The following is a 12,998-nucleotide window of genomic DNA, read 5'->3' as shown; positions in this document are numbered from 1 at the left end:
GCGTCGAATTGATTTTTACGGCACCCGACGGACGGTTCCGGCCCCCTTTCGGTCGCCCCGGTGCGCCAGGATGATCGATCAAGTACCGCGGCCGCGCCGGGCGGACGCGCCCGGCTACGGCGGTCAGGCGTCGTAGTCGACGACGACGGCGTCCGAGGACGGCAACGACTGGCAGGTGAGCACGAAACCGTCGTCCACTTCGGACTTCTCCAGGGCGAAGTTGCGGCGCATGTCCACCTCGCCCCCGGTGATCTTGGCGCGGCAGGTGCCGCACACCCCGCCCTTGCAGGCGAACGGGAGGTCGGGCCGGGCGCGCTGGGCGCCGTCGAGCACCGCGACGTCCCGCGGCACCGGCACGGTGGTGGAACGCCCGTCCAGCACGATCGTCACCTGGCTGGCCGAGGCGTCGACCGGGGCCTCCTCGTGCCGGACCGGCTCGGGCGGGGCGGCCTCGACGAAGAACAGCTCCTGGTGGATCCGGTCCTCGGCCACCCCCGCCGCGCGGAGCCGCTCGCGCACCCCGGTGACCATCCCGAACGGCCCGCACAGCCACCAGTGGTCCACCCGCGCGAGGTCGCCGAGCACCGGCCGCAGCGCGTCGAGCTTGTCGGCGTCGAGCCGGCCGGTGAACAGCTCCGCCTCGCGCGGCTCGCGGGAGAGCACGTGCACCAGCTCCACCCGCGTCGGGTAGCGGTCCTTGAGGTCGGCGAGCTCGTCGGCGAACATGACCGAGTCGCTGCGCCGGTTGCCGTACAGCAGCGTCACCGACGCCGCCGGCTCGCGCAGGACCGTCGCGGCGATCGAGAGCATCGGCGTGATGCCCGACCCGGCCGCGACCAGCACGTGCCGCCCGGGGACGTCCGGTTCGGGGCTGAACGCGCCGGTCGGCGTGCCCACCTCGATCCGGTCGCCGGGGCGGACCTCGCGCACCAGCCAGGTGGAGAACAGGCCGTCGGGCACCTCGCGGACGCCGATCCGCGGCGGCGCCCCCTCCGGGGCGCAGATCGAGTAGGAGCGCCGTTCCTCGCGGCCGTCGACCACCCGGCGCAGGGTCAGCGACTGCCCCGCCCGGAAGGCGTAGCGGTCGGCCAGCTCGGGCGGGACGTCGAAGGTGATGGCGGCGGCGTCGTCGCACAGCGGGGTGAGCTCCGCGACGGTGAGGGCGTGGAATTCCCCGCGCAGGCGGGACTTCGTGCTCGCGGTCAACTCAGATCTCCTTGACGTGCTCGAACGGTTCGCGGCAGGACCGGCACCGCAGCAGCGCCCGGCACGCGGTGGCGCCGAACTCCGAGACCCGCTCGGTCTCCGCCGAGCCGCACCGCGGGCACCGCACGTCCGCCGGGGGCGGCGCGAGCGTCAGCGGGACCGGGCCGGGGCGGTGCCGCGGCGCCCGGCCGGGCGGGGCGATCCCGGCCTCGGCGAGCTTGCGCCTGCCTTCGGCGGTGATCCAGTCGCTCGACCACGCGGGGTGCAGCACGGTGCGGACCTCGACGTCGGGGTACCCGGCCCGCTGGAGCGCGTGCACGAGGTCGTCGCGCATGGTGTCCAGCGCCGGGCAGCCGGTGTAGGTGGGCGTGATGGACACGACCACCCGGCCGCCCTCCTCGGCGACCTCCCGGAGCACGCCCAGGTCGGCCAGGCTCAGCATGGGCAGCTCCGGGTCGGTCACCGACTCCGCCACCGCGCGCGCCGCGGTCACCACGTCGCCTCCGGGTCCGCCCGCGCGACGCCCTGCATCTCGGCCAGCAGCTCCACCAGCGCCGGGGTGTGCGCGCCGTCGCGGCCGGTGGAACCGGGGACCGCGGGCGGCGGTCCGGGCGCGGGCAGGGTCGCCGCCGCGCACACCTGGACCAGCACGTCGTCGAACTCGGCGCGCACCCCGGCCGGGTCCACGCCGATCCCGGCCGCGGCCAGCCGCGACTCCACCTCGTGCGGGGTGAACAGCTCCCCGACGTGCGGGTGCACCGCCGCCAGCCCGGCGAGCAGCCGCTCGCGGGAGAACTCCGTGCCGTCGCCGAGCCGCACGGCCCACCGCGCGGCGTAGTCCCGATGGTAGGTCAGTTCCTTGACGCCCTTGGCGGCGATGGCGGCCAGCACCGGGTCCCGCGAGGAGGTGAGCCGCTGGAACAGCGCGAGCCGCCAGGTGGTGAACACCAGCAGCGCGGCGGTGAGCCGGCCGAAGTCGCCGCGTTCGAGCTCGGCGAGCCCGACGTTGCGGAACTCGTGGGCGTCCCGGAAGAACGCGTAGTGGTCCTCGCCGCGCCCGCCGCCCTCGGCGTGCCCGGCCCGGGCCAGCAGGAGCCGGGCCTGGCCGAGCAGGTCGAGCCCGATGTTGGCGAGGGCGACCTCGTCCTCCAGCTCCGGCGCGCGGGTGCACCACTGCTGCAACCGGTGGCTGAAGACCAGCGCGTCGTCGCCGAGCATCAGGCAGTAGGCGGCCAGCGCGCCGGGCTCGACCCCCTCCGGGATCGTGGTGTCCACTCCGGACAGCGGGTCGTCGAACCCGGTGCCGAACGCCCACCGGGCGCTGTTGTCCTCGGTGATCGCCTCGTAGGCGTTGTCGAAGGCCATGGCTGCTCGCTCACAGGTGGGGCACGTCGTCGGGGATGTCGTAGAAGGTGGGGTGCCGGTACACCTTGTCGCCGCTCGGGGCGAAGAAGGGGTCCTTCTCGTCCGGGCTCGACGCGGTGATGTCGGCGGCCTCGACCACCCAGATGCTCACGCCCTCGTTGCGGCGCGTGTAGAGGTCGCGGGCGTGGTGCAGGGCCATCTCGGCGTCGGCGGCGTGCAGCGAGCCGACGTGCACGTGGTTGAGCCCCCGCTTGCCCCGGACGAACACCTCGTAGAGCGGCCAGGTGCTCATGCGGCGGCCACCTCCTCCCGCTTGGCCGCGTGCGCGGCGGCGGCCTCGCGCACCCACGCGCCCTCCTCGTGGGCGGCGCGCCGGTGCTCGACCCGTTCGGCGTTGCACGGCCCGTCGCCGGAGACCACCCGCTTGAACTCGTCCCAGTCGATCTCGCCGAAGTCGTGGTGCCCGCGTTCGGCGTTCCACCGCAGCTCGGGATCGGGCAGCGCGACGCCGAGCGCCCCGGCCTGCGGCACGGTCATGTCGACGAACCGCTGGCGCAGCTCGTCGTTGGTGTGCCGCTTGATCTTCCACGCCATCGACCGCTCGGTGTTGGGCGAGTCGGCGTCCGGCGGGCCGAACATCATCAGCGACGGCCACCACCACCGGTCGGTGGCGTCCTGCACCATCCGGCGCTGCTCGGGGGTGCCCCGCATCATGGTCATCAGCAGTTCGTAGCCCTGCCGCTGGTGGAAGGACTCCTCCTTGCAGATGCGGATCATCGCGCGGGCGTAGGGCCCGTAGCTGCTCCGGCACAGCGGGACCTGGTTGCAGATCGCCGCGCCGTCGACGAGCCAGCCGATCACGCCGACGTCGGCGAAGGTCAGCGTCGGGTAGTTGAAGATCGACGAGTACTTCTGCGCGCCGGAGATGAGCTTGTCGGTGAGCTCGGCCCGGTCGGCGCCCAGCGTCTCGGCCGCGGAGTACAGGTAGAGCCCGTGGCCCGCCTCGTCCTGCACCTTGGCGAGCAGGATCGCCTTGCGCCGCAACGAGGGGGCCCGGGTGATCCAGGCGCCCTCCGGCTGCATCCCGATGATCTCGGAGTGCGCGTGCTGCGCGGTCTGGCGCAGCACCGACTTCCGGTAGTCGGCAGGCATCCAGTCGCGCGGCTCGATGCGCTGGTCGCGGGCGATGGTGCGCTCGAAGTGGGCTTGCAGCTCGTGCTCCGGTGTCATCAGCGGTCCTCCTTGGCGACCAGGGTGAGCACGTCGTACTTGGCCACCGAGTCGCCGTCGGCGTTGGTGACGTCGGTGTCCCAGCGCACCTCGCCGTAGTCGGCGTTCTCGCGCGGCGTGATCTGCTTGGCGGTCAGCGTCACGGTCAGCTCGTCGCCCGGCTTCACCGGCGTGAGGAACCGCAGGTTCTCCAGGCCGTAGTTGGCCAGCACCGGCCCCGGTTCGGGCGAGACGAACAGCCCGGCGGCGAAGGACACCACCAGGTAGCCGTGCGCCACCACGCCGCCGAACAGCGGGTTCTCCCGCGCCGCCGCCTCGTCGGTGTGGGCGTAGAAGGTGTCCCCGGTGAACTCGGCGAAGTGCGCCACGTCCTCGGCGGTGACCCGGCGCGGACCGGCCACGACGCTGTCGCCCACGCGCAGCCGGGCCAGCGGCTTGCGGAACGGGTGCTCGTCCTCCGCCGCGCGCGGCGCGCCCGGCACCCACCGGCCGGTGACCCCGGTCAGCACGGCCGGGCTGCCCTGCACCGCGGTCCGCTGCATGTGGTGCAGCACGCTGCGGATGCCGCCCAGCTCCTCACCACCGCCCGCGCGCCCGGGCCCGCCGTGCACGAGGTTGGGCAGCGGCGAGCCGTGCCCGGTGGACTCCCCGGCGTCGTCGGCGTCGAGCACCAGCAGCCGGCCGTGCCACGGCGCGGCGCCGAGCACCACGTCCCGGGCGAACTCCGGGTCCCCGGTGACCACCGATCCGGCCAGGCTGCCCTGCCCCCGCGCGGCGAGCTCGACGGCGTGCTCGGTCGAGCGGTACGGCAGCAGCGCCGCCACCGGGCCGAACGCCTCCACCTCGTGCGGCTCGGAGCGTTCCGGGTCGTCGCAGCGCACCAGCACCGGCGAGAGGAACGCGCCGCGCTCCGCGTCGGCACCGACCACCTCGACCCGGTCCGGATCGCCGAAGACCACCGAACCGGCGCCCAGCAGGGACTTCAGCGAGCGGCGCACCTCCTCGCGCTGCTCCAGGCTCGCCAGGGCGCCCATCCGCACGCCGTCGGCGTCCGGGGCTCCGACGACGACCCTGGCCAGCCGCTCGCCCGCCGCGGCGGCGACCTCGTCCAGCAGCTCCGCGGGGACCAGCGCGCGCCGGATCGCGGTGCACTTCTGCCCGGCCTTCACCGTCATCTCGGTGACCAGCTGCTTGACGAACAGGTCGAACTCGGTGGTGCCGGGGATGGCGTCCGGGCCCAGGATCGAGCAGTTCAGCGAGTCGGCCTCGGCGTTGAACCGCACCGAGTGGCGCACGATCGCCGGGTGCGCGCGCAGCCGCTGCGCCGTGGACGCCGAGCCGGTGAACGACACCACGTCCTGCGGCCCGACGTGGTCGAGCAGGTCGCCCGCCCCGCCGCACACCAGCTGCACCGAGCCGGCGGGCAGCAGCCCGGAGTCCACGACGAGCTCGACGAGGCGGTGGGTCAGGTAGGCGGTCTGGCTCGCGGGCTTGATCAGCGTCGGCATCCCGGCGAGGAAGGCGGGCGCGAACTTCTCCAGCGGCCCCCACACCGGGAAGTTGAAGGCGTTGATCTGCACCGCGACGCCGCGCAGCGGGGTGCAGACGTGCTGGCCGACGAACGTGCCGCCCTTGCCCAGCGGCTCCGGCGCGCCCTCGACGTGGACGGTCGCGTTGGGCAGCTCCCGGCGTCCCTTGGAGGAGTAGGCGAACAACGCACCGATCCCGCCGTCGACGTCGACCTTCGCGTCGCCCCGGGTGGCCCCGCCGCGCGCCGAGAGCCGGTAGAGCTCCTCGCGGTGCTCCTGCAGGTGCGAGGCCAGCGCCTTGAGCAGCGCCGCCCGCTGGTGGAAGGTCAGCTCGCGCAGCGCGGGCCCGCCCACCTCGCGGCCGTGCGCCAGGGCGGCCCGCATGTCGATGCCCGCCGAGGAGATCCGGGCCACCGCCGCACCGGTCACCGCGTCGTGCACGGGCACGCCCTCGTCCGACGGCGCCTGCCACCGGCCGCCGACGTAGCTGGGCAACAGCGGTGTCGTTCGCTGGTCCATCGAACCTCCTCGGGATTACCTACCGAACGTTCAGGAATTGAGGGTAGCGCGCGACGGCCGCCGGCGGAAGCCGGAGCGGCGACCCGCTCCGCCGCCTTGACATCGGCTCACCCGCTGGCTTTCATGAGGCCCACCATTTCCCCACCGTCCATTCGGTCGGTAGGGCGTTCCCGCTCCGAACCGCGTCCTCCACGTCCGGCACCGGGCAGACCGAGGAGTCCCGCATGACCACCACGCACGACGACGTGCCGACCCGGCGGCTCGGCGCCGCACCGGCGGTCGACGAACTCACCCCGGCGGAACGGCTCAGCACCGACGAGTTGCGCTCGGTGCAGTGCGAACGCCTGCGCTGGACGCTGCACCACGCCTACGACAACGTCCCCTTCTACCGGCGCAAGTTCGACGCGGCGGGGGTGCACCCCGACGACTGCCGGGACCTCTCCGACCTCGCGAAGTTCCCGGTGACCACCAAGCAGGACCTGCGGGACAACTACCCGTTCGGGATGTTCGCGGTGCCGCGCGACGAGGTGCGCCGGCTGCACGCCTCCAGCGGGACCACCGGCACGCCCACCGTCGTCGGCTACACCGAGCGGGATCTCGACACCTGGGCGACCGCGGTCGCCCGGTCGATCTTCGCCGCGGGCGGGCGACCGGGCCACGCGGTGCACGTCGCCTACGGGTACGGGCTGTTCACCGGCGGGCTCGGCGCGCACTGCGGGGCCGAACGGCTCGGCTGCACGGTCATCCCCGCCTCCGGCGGCATGACGGCCCGGCAGGTCCAGCTCATCACCGACCTGCGGCCCGAGGTCATCATGGTGACCCCCTCCTACATGCTCACGCTGCTCGACGAGTTCGAGCGCCAGGGCGTCGATCCGCGCGCTTGCTCGCTGCGGGTGGGCATCTTCGGGGCCGAACCCTGGACCGAGGGGATGCGCCGCGAGATCGAGGAGCGGATGGACATCGACGCCGTGGACATCTACGGCCTGTCCGAGGTGATGGGACCGGGCGTGGCCCAGGAGTGCGCCGAGACCAAGGACGGCCTGCACGTCTGGGAGGACCACTTCTACCCCGAGGTCGTCGACCCGGTGGACTGCGCCCCGCTGCCCGACGGCGAGCACGGGGAACTGCTGTTCACCTCGCTCACCAAGGAGGCGCTGCCGATCATCCGCTACCGCACCCGCGACCTCACCGCGCTGCGCCCGGGCACGGCGCGCCCGGCGTACCGGCGGATGGACCGGATCAGCGGGCGCAGCGACGACCTCATCATCCTGCGCGGGGTCAACGTGTTCCCGCTCCAGGTCGAGGAGATCGTGCTCGACGTGGACGGGCTGTCCCCGCACTTCCAGATCGAGCTGACCCGGCGGGACCGGCTGGACGAGATGACGGTGCTGGTCGAAGCGTTCGACGACACCCCGGCGGAGCGCCGGACCGCCGCCGCCACCGAGATCGCCGCGCGGGTCAAGGACGGCGTGGGCGTCAGCGTCGGCGTGCGGGTGGTGGAACCGGCCACCCTCGAACGGTCGGTCGGCAAGCTCCGCCGGGTCCTCGACCGGCGGCCGAAGGCCTGAGCGCCCGCCGTGCCCGCCGCCGCAGCAGCACTCGCCCACCCCGCACCCGCCGCGGGTCCGCAGCGGTCCGGGGGACGGCGGGGCGGCGCGGGCGCGGCGTCCCGCGCCCGGCGGCGAGCTCGCCGCCGGGTCCCGGAACGGCCTGGGAGAATGCGGTCATGAGCACCCCGCCCCAGCGCGCAGGCAGACGAGGCAGGCCCGGCTACGACCTGGAGTCGTTGCTCGCGGTCGCGGTCGGGCTGTTCAACGAACGCGGCTACGACGGCACCAGCATGGAGGACCTCGCCCGCGCCCTCGGCATCACCAAGTCGGCGATCTACCACCACGTGCCGGGCAAGGAGGAACTCCTGCGGCTGGCCGTGAACCGGGGGCTCGACGGGCTGTTCGCCGAGGCGGCCCGGATCGAGACCGTCGACGGGCGGGCCATCGACCGGCTGGAGCACCTGGTGCGGGCCAGCGTCCTGGTGCTCGTCGAGCAGCTGCCGTTCGTCACGCTGCTGCTGCGGGTCCGGGGCAACACCGAGGTGGAGCGGGCCGCGCTGGCCCGCCGCCGGGAGTTCGACCAGATCGTCGCCGACCTGGTGAGCAAGGCCGCCGCCGACGGCGACCTGCGCCCGGACGTCGATCCGGCGACCTCGGCCCGGCTGCTGTTCGGCATGGTCAACTCGCTGGTCGAGTGGTACCGGCCGGACGGCGACGTGGGCGCCGACGCCCTCGCCGACGCGCTGACCGCGGTCGCCTTCGACGGCCTCCGCCCCCGCCGGAACTGACCCCACCCGAACGTGCGCGGAGTGAGGGGCCCCCTTGCCCAAGATACTGGGACAAGGGGGCCCCTCACTCAGCTCCCGAAGGGGTGAGTACCCCGGCCTGTCATCTGGTCGTGCCCCTCACTTGTTCGACCCGGCTGCCGATTAAGTCAATCGCTTGACTTAAGGTGGTGCGGAGCGGTTGACTGGTCGGCAGTTGCGAGAGCGGATGCAGGGAGGTCGTGCGGTGACTCAGGCCGACAAGCAGGTGCTGGACTACCCGATCCCCGCCCCCGGGGCGCTGGAACCCCCGGCGGAGTGGGAGGAGTTGCGCCAGCAGTGCCCGGTGGCGCGCGGGAAGCTGCCCAGCGGGGACGAGGTGTCGCTGCTCACCCGCTACGACGACGTCAAGCAGGTGCTGTCCGACTCCCGGTTCGGCAGGCAGCTCAACGCCCCGGACGCGGCCCGGGTCAGCGACACCGAATCGGGCGGGCTGTTCAACAGCGACATCGCCTCGGCGATCCCGCAGAGCGGCGACGGCCACCAGCGCTGGCGGCGGCTGGTCAACCGGTGGTTCACCGCCAAGCGGATGGCGGCGCTGCGCCCCGAGATCGAAGCGATGGCCGAGCAGCTCATCGACGAGATGGTCGAGCGGGGTCAGCCCGCGGACCTGAAGGCGGGGCTGGGCTTCCCGCTCCCGGTGTGGGTCATCTGCGACATGCTCGGCGTGCCCACCGCGGACCGGGATCGCTTCTCCCGCTGGTCGGACATGTTCCTCAACCTCACCCGGTTCACCGGGGAGGAGTTCGACACCGCCCAGCGCGAATTCTTCACCTACATGGCGGGGCACGTCGCGGCCAAGCGCGCCGACCCGGGCGACGACGTGCTCAGCGAGCTGATCAACGCCACCGATTCCGAGGGCGAGCGGATGTCCGACGACGCCCTCGCCGCCACCGGCCTGGGCCTGCTGATCGCCGGGCACGAGACCACCGCCAACATGATCGGGAAGATGGTGGCCCTGCTGCTGTCCGACCGGCGGCGCTGGGAGTCGCTGCTGGCGGACCGCTCGCTGATCCGCACCGCGGTCGAGGAGGTGCTGCGGTTCGACGCCAACTCCGGCCTGGGCATGGTCCGCTACCTCCACGAGGAGGCCGAGATCGGCGGCACCGCGCTGCCCCGGGGCACGACCGTGATGTGCAGCATGGCCGCGGCGAACCGCGACTCGGCGGCGTTCGAGGGCGCCGACGAGATGGACCTGGGCCGCAACCCGAACCCGCACCTGGCCTTCGGCGCGGGCGCGCACTCCTGCCTCGGGCAGGCGCTGGCCCGCACCGAGCTCCAGGTCACGCTGGAGGTGCTGCTGCGCAAGCTGCCCTCGCTCGAACTGGCCGTCCCGGTCGAGGAACTGCGCCCGCTGGAAGGGCTCGTCGTCGGCGGGCTCACCGAAGTGCCGGTGCGGTGGTGACTTCCGGCGCCGGTCCGGTGGGGACGCGGCGGGTCGCCGCGACGCGGGAGCAGATCCTCGTCGCGGCGGAACGCCTGTTCGCCGAGCAGGGGACGGCCGCGGTGTCCCACCGCCGGATCAGCGAGGCGGCGGGGCAGGGCAACAACACCGCCGTCGGCTACCACTTCGGCACCAAGGCGGCGCTGGTCCGCGCGATCGTGCGCAAGCACCAGGAGCGCATCGAGCACGTACGCGGTGCGATGGCCGACCGGTCCGACCGGTCCACCGAGGTGCGCGACTGGGTGGCGTGCCTGGTGCTCCCGACCACCCGCCACCTCGCGGACCTGGGTCCGCCGACGTGGTTCGGCCGGTTCAGCGCGCAGATCATGACCGATCCGGCCTACCGCGAGATCGCGGTGGCCGAGTCGCTGCACTCCCCCGCGCTGCTGCGCGCCACCGACGCGCTGGTGCGGTGCCTGCCCGAGCTCCCGCAGGAGGTGCGGCGGGAGCGCCGGGACATGTCCCGCCTGCTGCTGGTGCACACGATCGCCGAGCGGGAACGCGCGCTCGCCGACGGCGGCTCGACCAGGCGGGCGTCCTGGGAGCAGGCGGCGACCGGGCTGATCGACGCGATCACGGGGCTGTGGCTGGCCCCAGCGACTCCGGCGGTGCCCGACGCCGCGCGCGAGGAGATTCCCCACGGAGGAGAGGAGGACGCGTCATGAAGGTGACCGTCGACGAGGACAAGTGCTGCGGTGCGGGGACGTGCGTCATGGTCGCGCCCGACCTGTTCGACCAGCGCGACGAGGACGGCGTCGTGGTGCTGCTCGACGCCGAACCGTCGGCGGAGCTGCACGACGGCGCGCGGGAAGCGGCCAACATGTGCCCGGCCCGGGCCATCGAGCTCGACGAGTCGGCATGACGGTGCCGGACTCGGTGCTGGTCGTCGGCGCCTCCGCCGCGGGTCTGTCCACGGTGGAGGCGCTGCGGCGCGGCGGGTACGGCGGTGCGGTGACCGTGCTCGGCGCCGAGCGGCACCTGCCCTACGACCGGCCGCCGATGTCGAAGAAGGTGCTGGCCGGGGACTGGGAACCGGACCGCGCGCGGCTGCGGCCGGAGGACGCCCTGGCGGCGTTGCGCGCCGAGTTCGTCCTCGGCGACCCGGCGACCGCCCTGGACCCGGCGGCCCGGACCGTGCGCACCGCCTCCGGGCGCGAGCTGCGCGGCGACGCCGTCGTGCTGGCCACCGGGGTGCGGCCGCGGACGCTGCCCGGCCAGTCCGGTCTCGGCGGCGTCCACGTGCTGCGCACCGTGGAGGACGCGTTGGCCCTGCGGGCCGACCTGCTCGCGGGCGAGCGGCTGGTCGTCGTCGGCGAGGGCGTGCTCGGGGCCGAGATCGCCGCCACCGCGCGGGGCATGGGCGCGACCGTGACGATGGTCGGTCCGCAGCAGGCGCCGATGGCCGCCCAGATCGGTCCGCTCGTCGGGCGCAGGCTCGCCGAGCTGCACGCCGGGCGCGGCGTCGAGCTCCGGCTCGGCACCGGGGTGGACGGCCTCACCGCCGCGGGCGAACGGGTCTCGGGAGTCCGGCTGAGCACCGGCGAGGTGCTGCCCGCCGACGTGGTCGTGGTCGCGATCGGCGCCGTCCCGGCGACCGACTGGCTCGCGGGCAGCGGCCTGGACCTCGACGACGGAGTGGTCTGCGACGCGCACTGCCGGGCCGCACCGGGGATCTACGCGGTCGGCGACGTGGCGCGGTGGCGGCACGAGGGGCTGGGCGGGCTGGTGCGGCTGGAGAACCGGACCAACGCCACCGAGCAGGCCGCGGCCGTGCGGCCACCCTCCTCGGCGAGCAGCGCCCCTACACCCCGGTGCCCTACTTCTGGACCGACCAGTACGACGTCAAGGTGCAGGTGCACGGCGTCCTGCCCCCGGACGCCGAGGTGACCATCGCCGAGGGCGCCGTCGAGGAAGGCCGGTTCGTGGCCCGGTACCAGCGGGACGGGCGCACCACCGGCGTGCTGGGCTGGAACATGGCCAAGCGGGCGAGGCTGCTGCGCCAGGAGATCACCGCCTGAACCCACCCGCAGCTCATCCCGGCACCAGCCGGGCCGCGGCCAGCTCCACCCGCGAGCGGCAGTCGGTGCGCTTCCGACGACGCGCCGCCGCTCCCGGGTGGGAACGGCGGCGCGCTCGGGGACCGCGGTCAGCTCACGCCGGTGAGCTCGTTGGGCGCGGCGGGCAGCGTCGCGGTGGCGGTCTTGTCCCCCGTGCCGAGGTCGACGGCGTGGATCGCCCGCCCGGCGGGGTCGGTGACGTAGGCGGTACCGCCCCGGACGAACAGCGCGGGCCGCGGCTGCTGCCACTCCAGCGGTTCGGTCCACCGCTCGATCACCGGGATCGAGCGCACCACCCGCCCGGCCACCGGGTCGATCTCGTGCAGCGCGCCGTCGGTGCCGAGCACCAGCGCCTCGCCCTCGGGTCCGCGGGCCAGCGAGCGGAACGTGTAGCTGGTGCCGAGATCCACCAGCCGCAGCGTGCCGTTGGTGGTGTCGATCACCGAAACCTGCTGGGGGCGCTCCAGTTCCGCGTCCTCGTCCTGCTTGTAGTCGCCGAGCACGATCGGCGAGTGCTCCGAACCGGCCTGGTTGCCGATGCGGCCGTACTCGGTCGGGCTGGTGATCTTGGTGATGGTGCCGTCGCGGTAGACCAGGGCGCCGTCCTCGCAGCCGACCACGACCGCCCCGCCCTGCGCGGTCGATTCACCGTGCACTCCGGGGCACTGCTCGTTGCGCGCGATCTCCCGCCGCTGCTCGTCGAGCACGACGATGCCGGTGCGCTCCTCCTCGTTGCCCAGCGTGGTCACGAGTTCGCCGTTGCCCAGCTCCACGGCGACCCCGTGGTGGGGCTCGGCGGACAGGTGGCTCTCGGTCTCCGGCGGCCCTTCGGCCAGCGTCGCCGGGTCGAACGTGAGCACCTCGCCGGTGCCGTCGATGAACAGCGCGGTGCGGCCGTCGTGGTGCACGACGTGCCCGGGCTTCTCACCGGGGAACCGGATGTCGGTGAGCTCCGGGTGGACCGCGTCGAGCACCCGGAAACCGTCGGAGGTGGAGACCATCACGTGCCGGCCGTCCCCCGCGGGGTTGATCCGGTTGAAGCCTTCCAGCGGGATGTCCCGCGCCACCTCCAGGGTGCGGCCGTCGAGCACCTGGAGACCGCCGTCGTAGGTGACCACCAGCGGTTCCGGCACGGCGGGGCCCGGTGCCGCCTCGGGCCCGGCGGAGGCACCGGTGGGCGCCTCCGCGGCACCGCAGCCGGACAGGACCAGCGCCGCGGCGGTGATGACGAGCACCGCGGGGCGCCTGCTCGCTCGGATCGGGTTCACCATGAA

Annotated in this window: 12 protein-coding genes and 1 pseudogene; 6 read left to right on the top strand and 7 right to left on the bottom strand. The window is 73.7% G+C overall.

The features are described from left to right. Positions 1 to 123: 123 nt before the first annotated feature. Genes paaE through paaZ form a run of 6 tightly spaced genes read right to left on the bottom strand, consistent with a single transcriptional unit; the run spans position 124 to position 5,849 of the window. Positions 124 to 1,206: a 1,2-phenylacetyl-CoA epoxidase subunit PaaE gene (gene paaE, locus ABD976_RS15975; RefSeq protein ID WP_345363805.1), complete on the bottom strand. Its 1,083-nt coding sequence runs from the start codon at positions 1,204 to 1,206 to the stop codon at positions 124 to 126. Position 1,207: 1 nt separating this feature from the next. Further along, positions 1,208 to 1,702 (bottom strand): 1,2-phenylacetyl-CoA epoxidase subunit PaaD, encoded by a 495-nt coding sequence (paaD, locus tag ABD976_RS15970; RefSeq protein ID WP_345363803.1) that lies wholly within the window; start codon positions 1,700 to 1,702, stop codon positions 1,208 to 1,210. Next, positions 1,696 to 2,571, bottom strand: a complete 876-nt coding sequence (gene paaC / locus ABD976_RS15965; protein WP_345363801.1) for a 1,2-phenylacetyl-CoA epoxidase subunit PaaC — start codon at positions 2,569 to 2,571, stop codon at positions 1,696 to 1,698. The genes paaD and paaC overlap by 7 nt, the downstream gene beginning before the upstream one ends. 10 nt (positions 2,572 to 2,581) lie before the next feature. Further along, on the bottom strand, positions 2,582 to 2,863 hold the full coding sequence (gene paaB, locus ABD976_RS15960; RefSeq protein WP_345363799.1) for a 1,2-phenylacetyl-CoA epoxidase subunit PaaB: 282 nt from the start codon (positions 2,861 to 2,863) through the stop codon (positions 2,582 to 2,584). Then, entirely contained in the window at positions 2,860 to 3,801 is a 942-nt protein-coding gene (paaA, locus tag ABD976_RS15955) for a 1,2-phenylacetyl-CoA epoxidase subunit PaaA (protein WP_345363796.1), read from the bottom strand. The genes paaB and paaA overlap by 4 nt, the downstream gene beginning before the upstream one ends. Then, the gene (paaZ, locus tag ABD976_RS15950; protein ID WP_345363794.1) at positions 3,801 to 5,849 is read right to left on the bottom strand and encodes a phenylacetic acid degradation bifunctional protein PaaZ; all 2,049 of its coding nucleotides are present in this window, start codon (positions 5,847 to 5,849) and stop codon (positions 3,801 to 3,803) included. Before paaZ ends, paaA begins: the two co-directional genes overlap by 1 nt. 224 nt (positions 5,850 to 6,073) lie before the next feature. Here paaZ and paaK point away from each other — a divergent pair, with 224 nt between their 5' ends. The 6 genes and pseudogenes from paaK to ABD976_RS15920 all read left to right on the top strand — a co-directional run bounded on the left by paaK (position 6,074) and on the right by ABD976_RS15920 (position 11,685). Continuing rightward, on the top strand, positions 6,074 to 7,417 hold the full coding sequence (gene paaK, locus ABD976_RS15945) for a phenylacetate--CoA ligase PaaK (protein WP_345363792.1): 1,344 nt from the start codon (positions 6,074 to 6,076) through the stop codon (positions 7,415 to 7,417). Positions 7,418 to 7,575: 158 nt separating this feature from the next. Beyond that, positions 7,576 to 8,187, top strand: coding sequence for a TetR/AcrR family transcriptional regulator (locus ABD976_RS15940; RefSeq protein ID WP_345363790.1), 612 nt, complete (start codon positions 7,576 to 7,578; stop codon positions 8,185 to 8,187). A 205-nt stretch (positions 8,188 to 8,392) separates the two neighbouring features. Next, positions 8,393 to 9,628, top strand: a complete 1,236-nt coding sequence (locus ABD976_RS15935) for a cytochrome P450 (RefSeq protein WP_345363788.1) — start codon at positions 8,393 to 8,395, stop codon at positions 9,626 to 9,628. After that, positions 9,625 to 10,332 carry a TetR/AcrR family transcriptional regulator gene (locus ABD976_RS15930; protein ID WP_345363786.1) on the top strand — a complete coding sequence of 236 codons (708 nt, stop codon included), beginning with the start codon at positions 9,625 to 9,627 and terminating at the stop codon, positions 10,330 to 10,332. The genes ABD976_RS15935 and ABD976_RS15930 overlap by 4 nt, the downstream gene beginning before the upstream one ends. Beyond that, positions 10,329 to 10,529, top strand: a complete 201-nt coding sequence (locus tag ABD976_RS15925) for a ferredoxin (protein ID WP_345363784.1) — start codon at positions 10,329 to 10,331, stop codon at positions 10,527 to 10,529. The genes ABD976_RS15930 and ABD976_RS15925 overlap by 4 nt, the downstream gene beginning before the upstream one ends. Then, positions 10,526 to 11,685 (top strand): annotated as a pseudogene (locus ABD976_RS15920) (NAD(P)/FAD-dependent oxidoreductase). Before ABD976_RS15925 ends, ABD976_RS15920 begins: the two are co-directional and overlap by 4 nt. A gap of 128 nt (positions 11,686 to 11,813) precedes the next feature. Here the strand turns inward: ABD976_RS15920 and aztD are convergent. Continuing rightward, positions 11,814 to 12,992 carry a zinc metallochaperone AztD gene (aztD, locus tag ABD976_RS15915; RefSeq protein WP_345363782.1) on the bottom strand — a complete coding sequence of 393 codons (1,179 nt, stop codon included), beginning with the start codon at positions 12,990 to 12,992 and terminating at the stop codon, positions 11,814 to 11,816. Positions 12,993 to 12,998 lie beyond the last annotated feature (6 nt).

The sequence above is a fragment of the Saccharopolyspora cebuensis genome (genome assembly GCF_039542665.1).
Taxonomy (GTDB): Bacteria; Actinomycetota; Actinomycetes; order Mycobacteriales; family Pseudonocardiaceae; genus Saccharopolyspora; species Saccharopolyspora cebuensis.
Note: the sequence above shows the minus strand (reverse complement) of the source record. Positions and strands in the feature narration are given on the sequence as shown.

What these genes read in the sequence shown, in the direction of transcription:
- ABD976_RS15940 (WP_345363790.1), top strand. Translation starts at nt 7,576, where the DNA reads ATGAGCACCCCGCCCCAGCGCGCAGGCAGACGAGGCAGGCCCGGCTAC.
- paaC (WP_345363801.1), bottom strand. Translation starts at nt 2,571, where the DNA reads ATGGCCTTCGACAACGCCTACGAGGCGATCACCGAGGACAACAGCGCC.
- ABD976_RS15925 (WP_345363784.1), top strand. Translation starts at nt 10,329, where the DNA reads ATGAAGGTGACCGTCGACGAGGACAAGTGCTGCGGTGCGGGGACGTGC.
- paaB (WP_345363799.1), bottom strand. Translation starts at nt 2,863, where the DNA reads ATGAGCACCTGGCCGCTCTACGAGGTGTTCGTCCGGGGCAAGCGGGGG.
- paaK (WP_345363792.1), top strand. Translation starts at nt 6,074, where the DNA reads ATGACCACCACGCACGACGACGTGCCGACCCGGCGGCTCGGCGCCGCA.
- ABD976_RS15935 (WP_345363788.1), top strand. Translation starts at nt 8,393, where the DNA reads ATGCAGGGAGGTCGTGCGGTGACTCAGGCCGACAAGCAGGTGCTGGAC.
- paaZ (WP_345363794.1), bottom strand. Translation starts at nt 5,849, where the DNA reads ATGGACCAGCGAACGACACCGCTGTTGCCCAGCTACGTCGGCGGCCGG.
- paaA (WP_345363796.1), bottom strand. Translation starts at nt 3,801, where the DNA reads ATGACACCGGAGCACGAGCTGCAAGCCCACTTCGAGCGCACCATCGCC.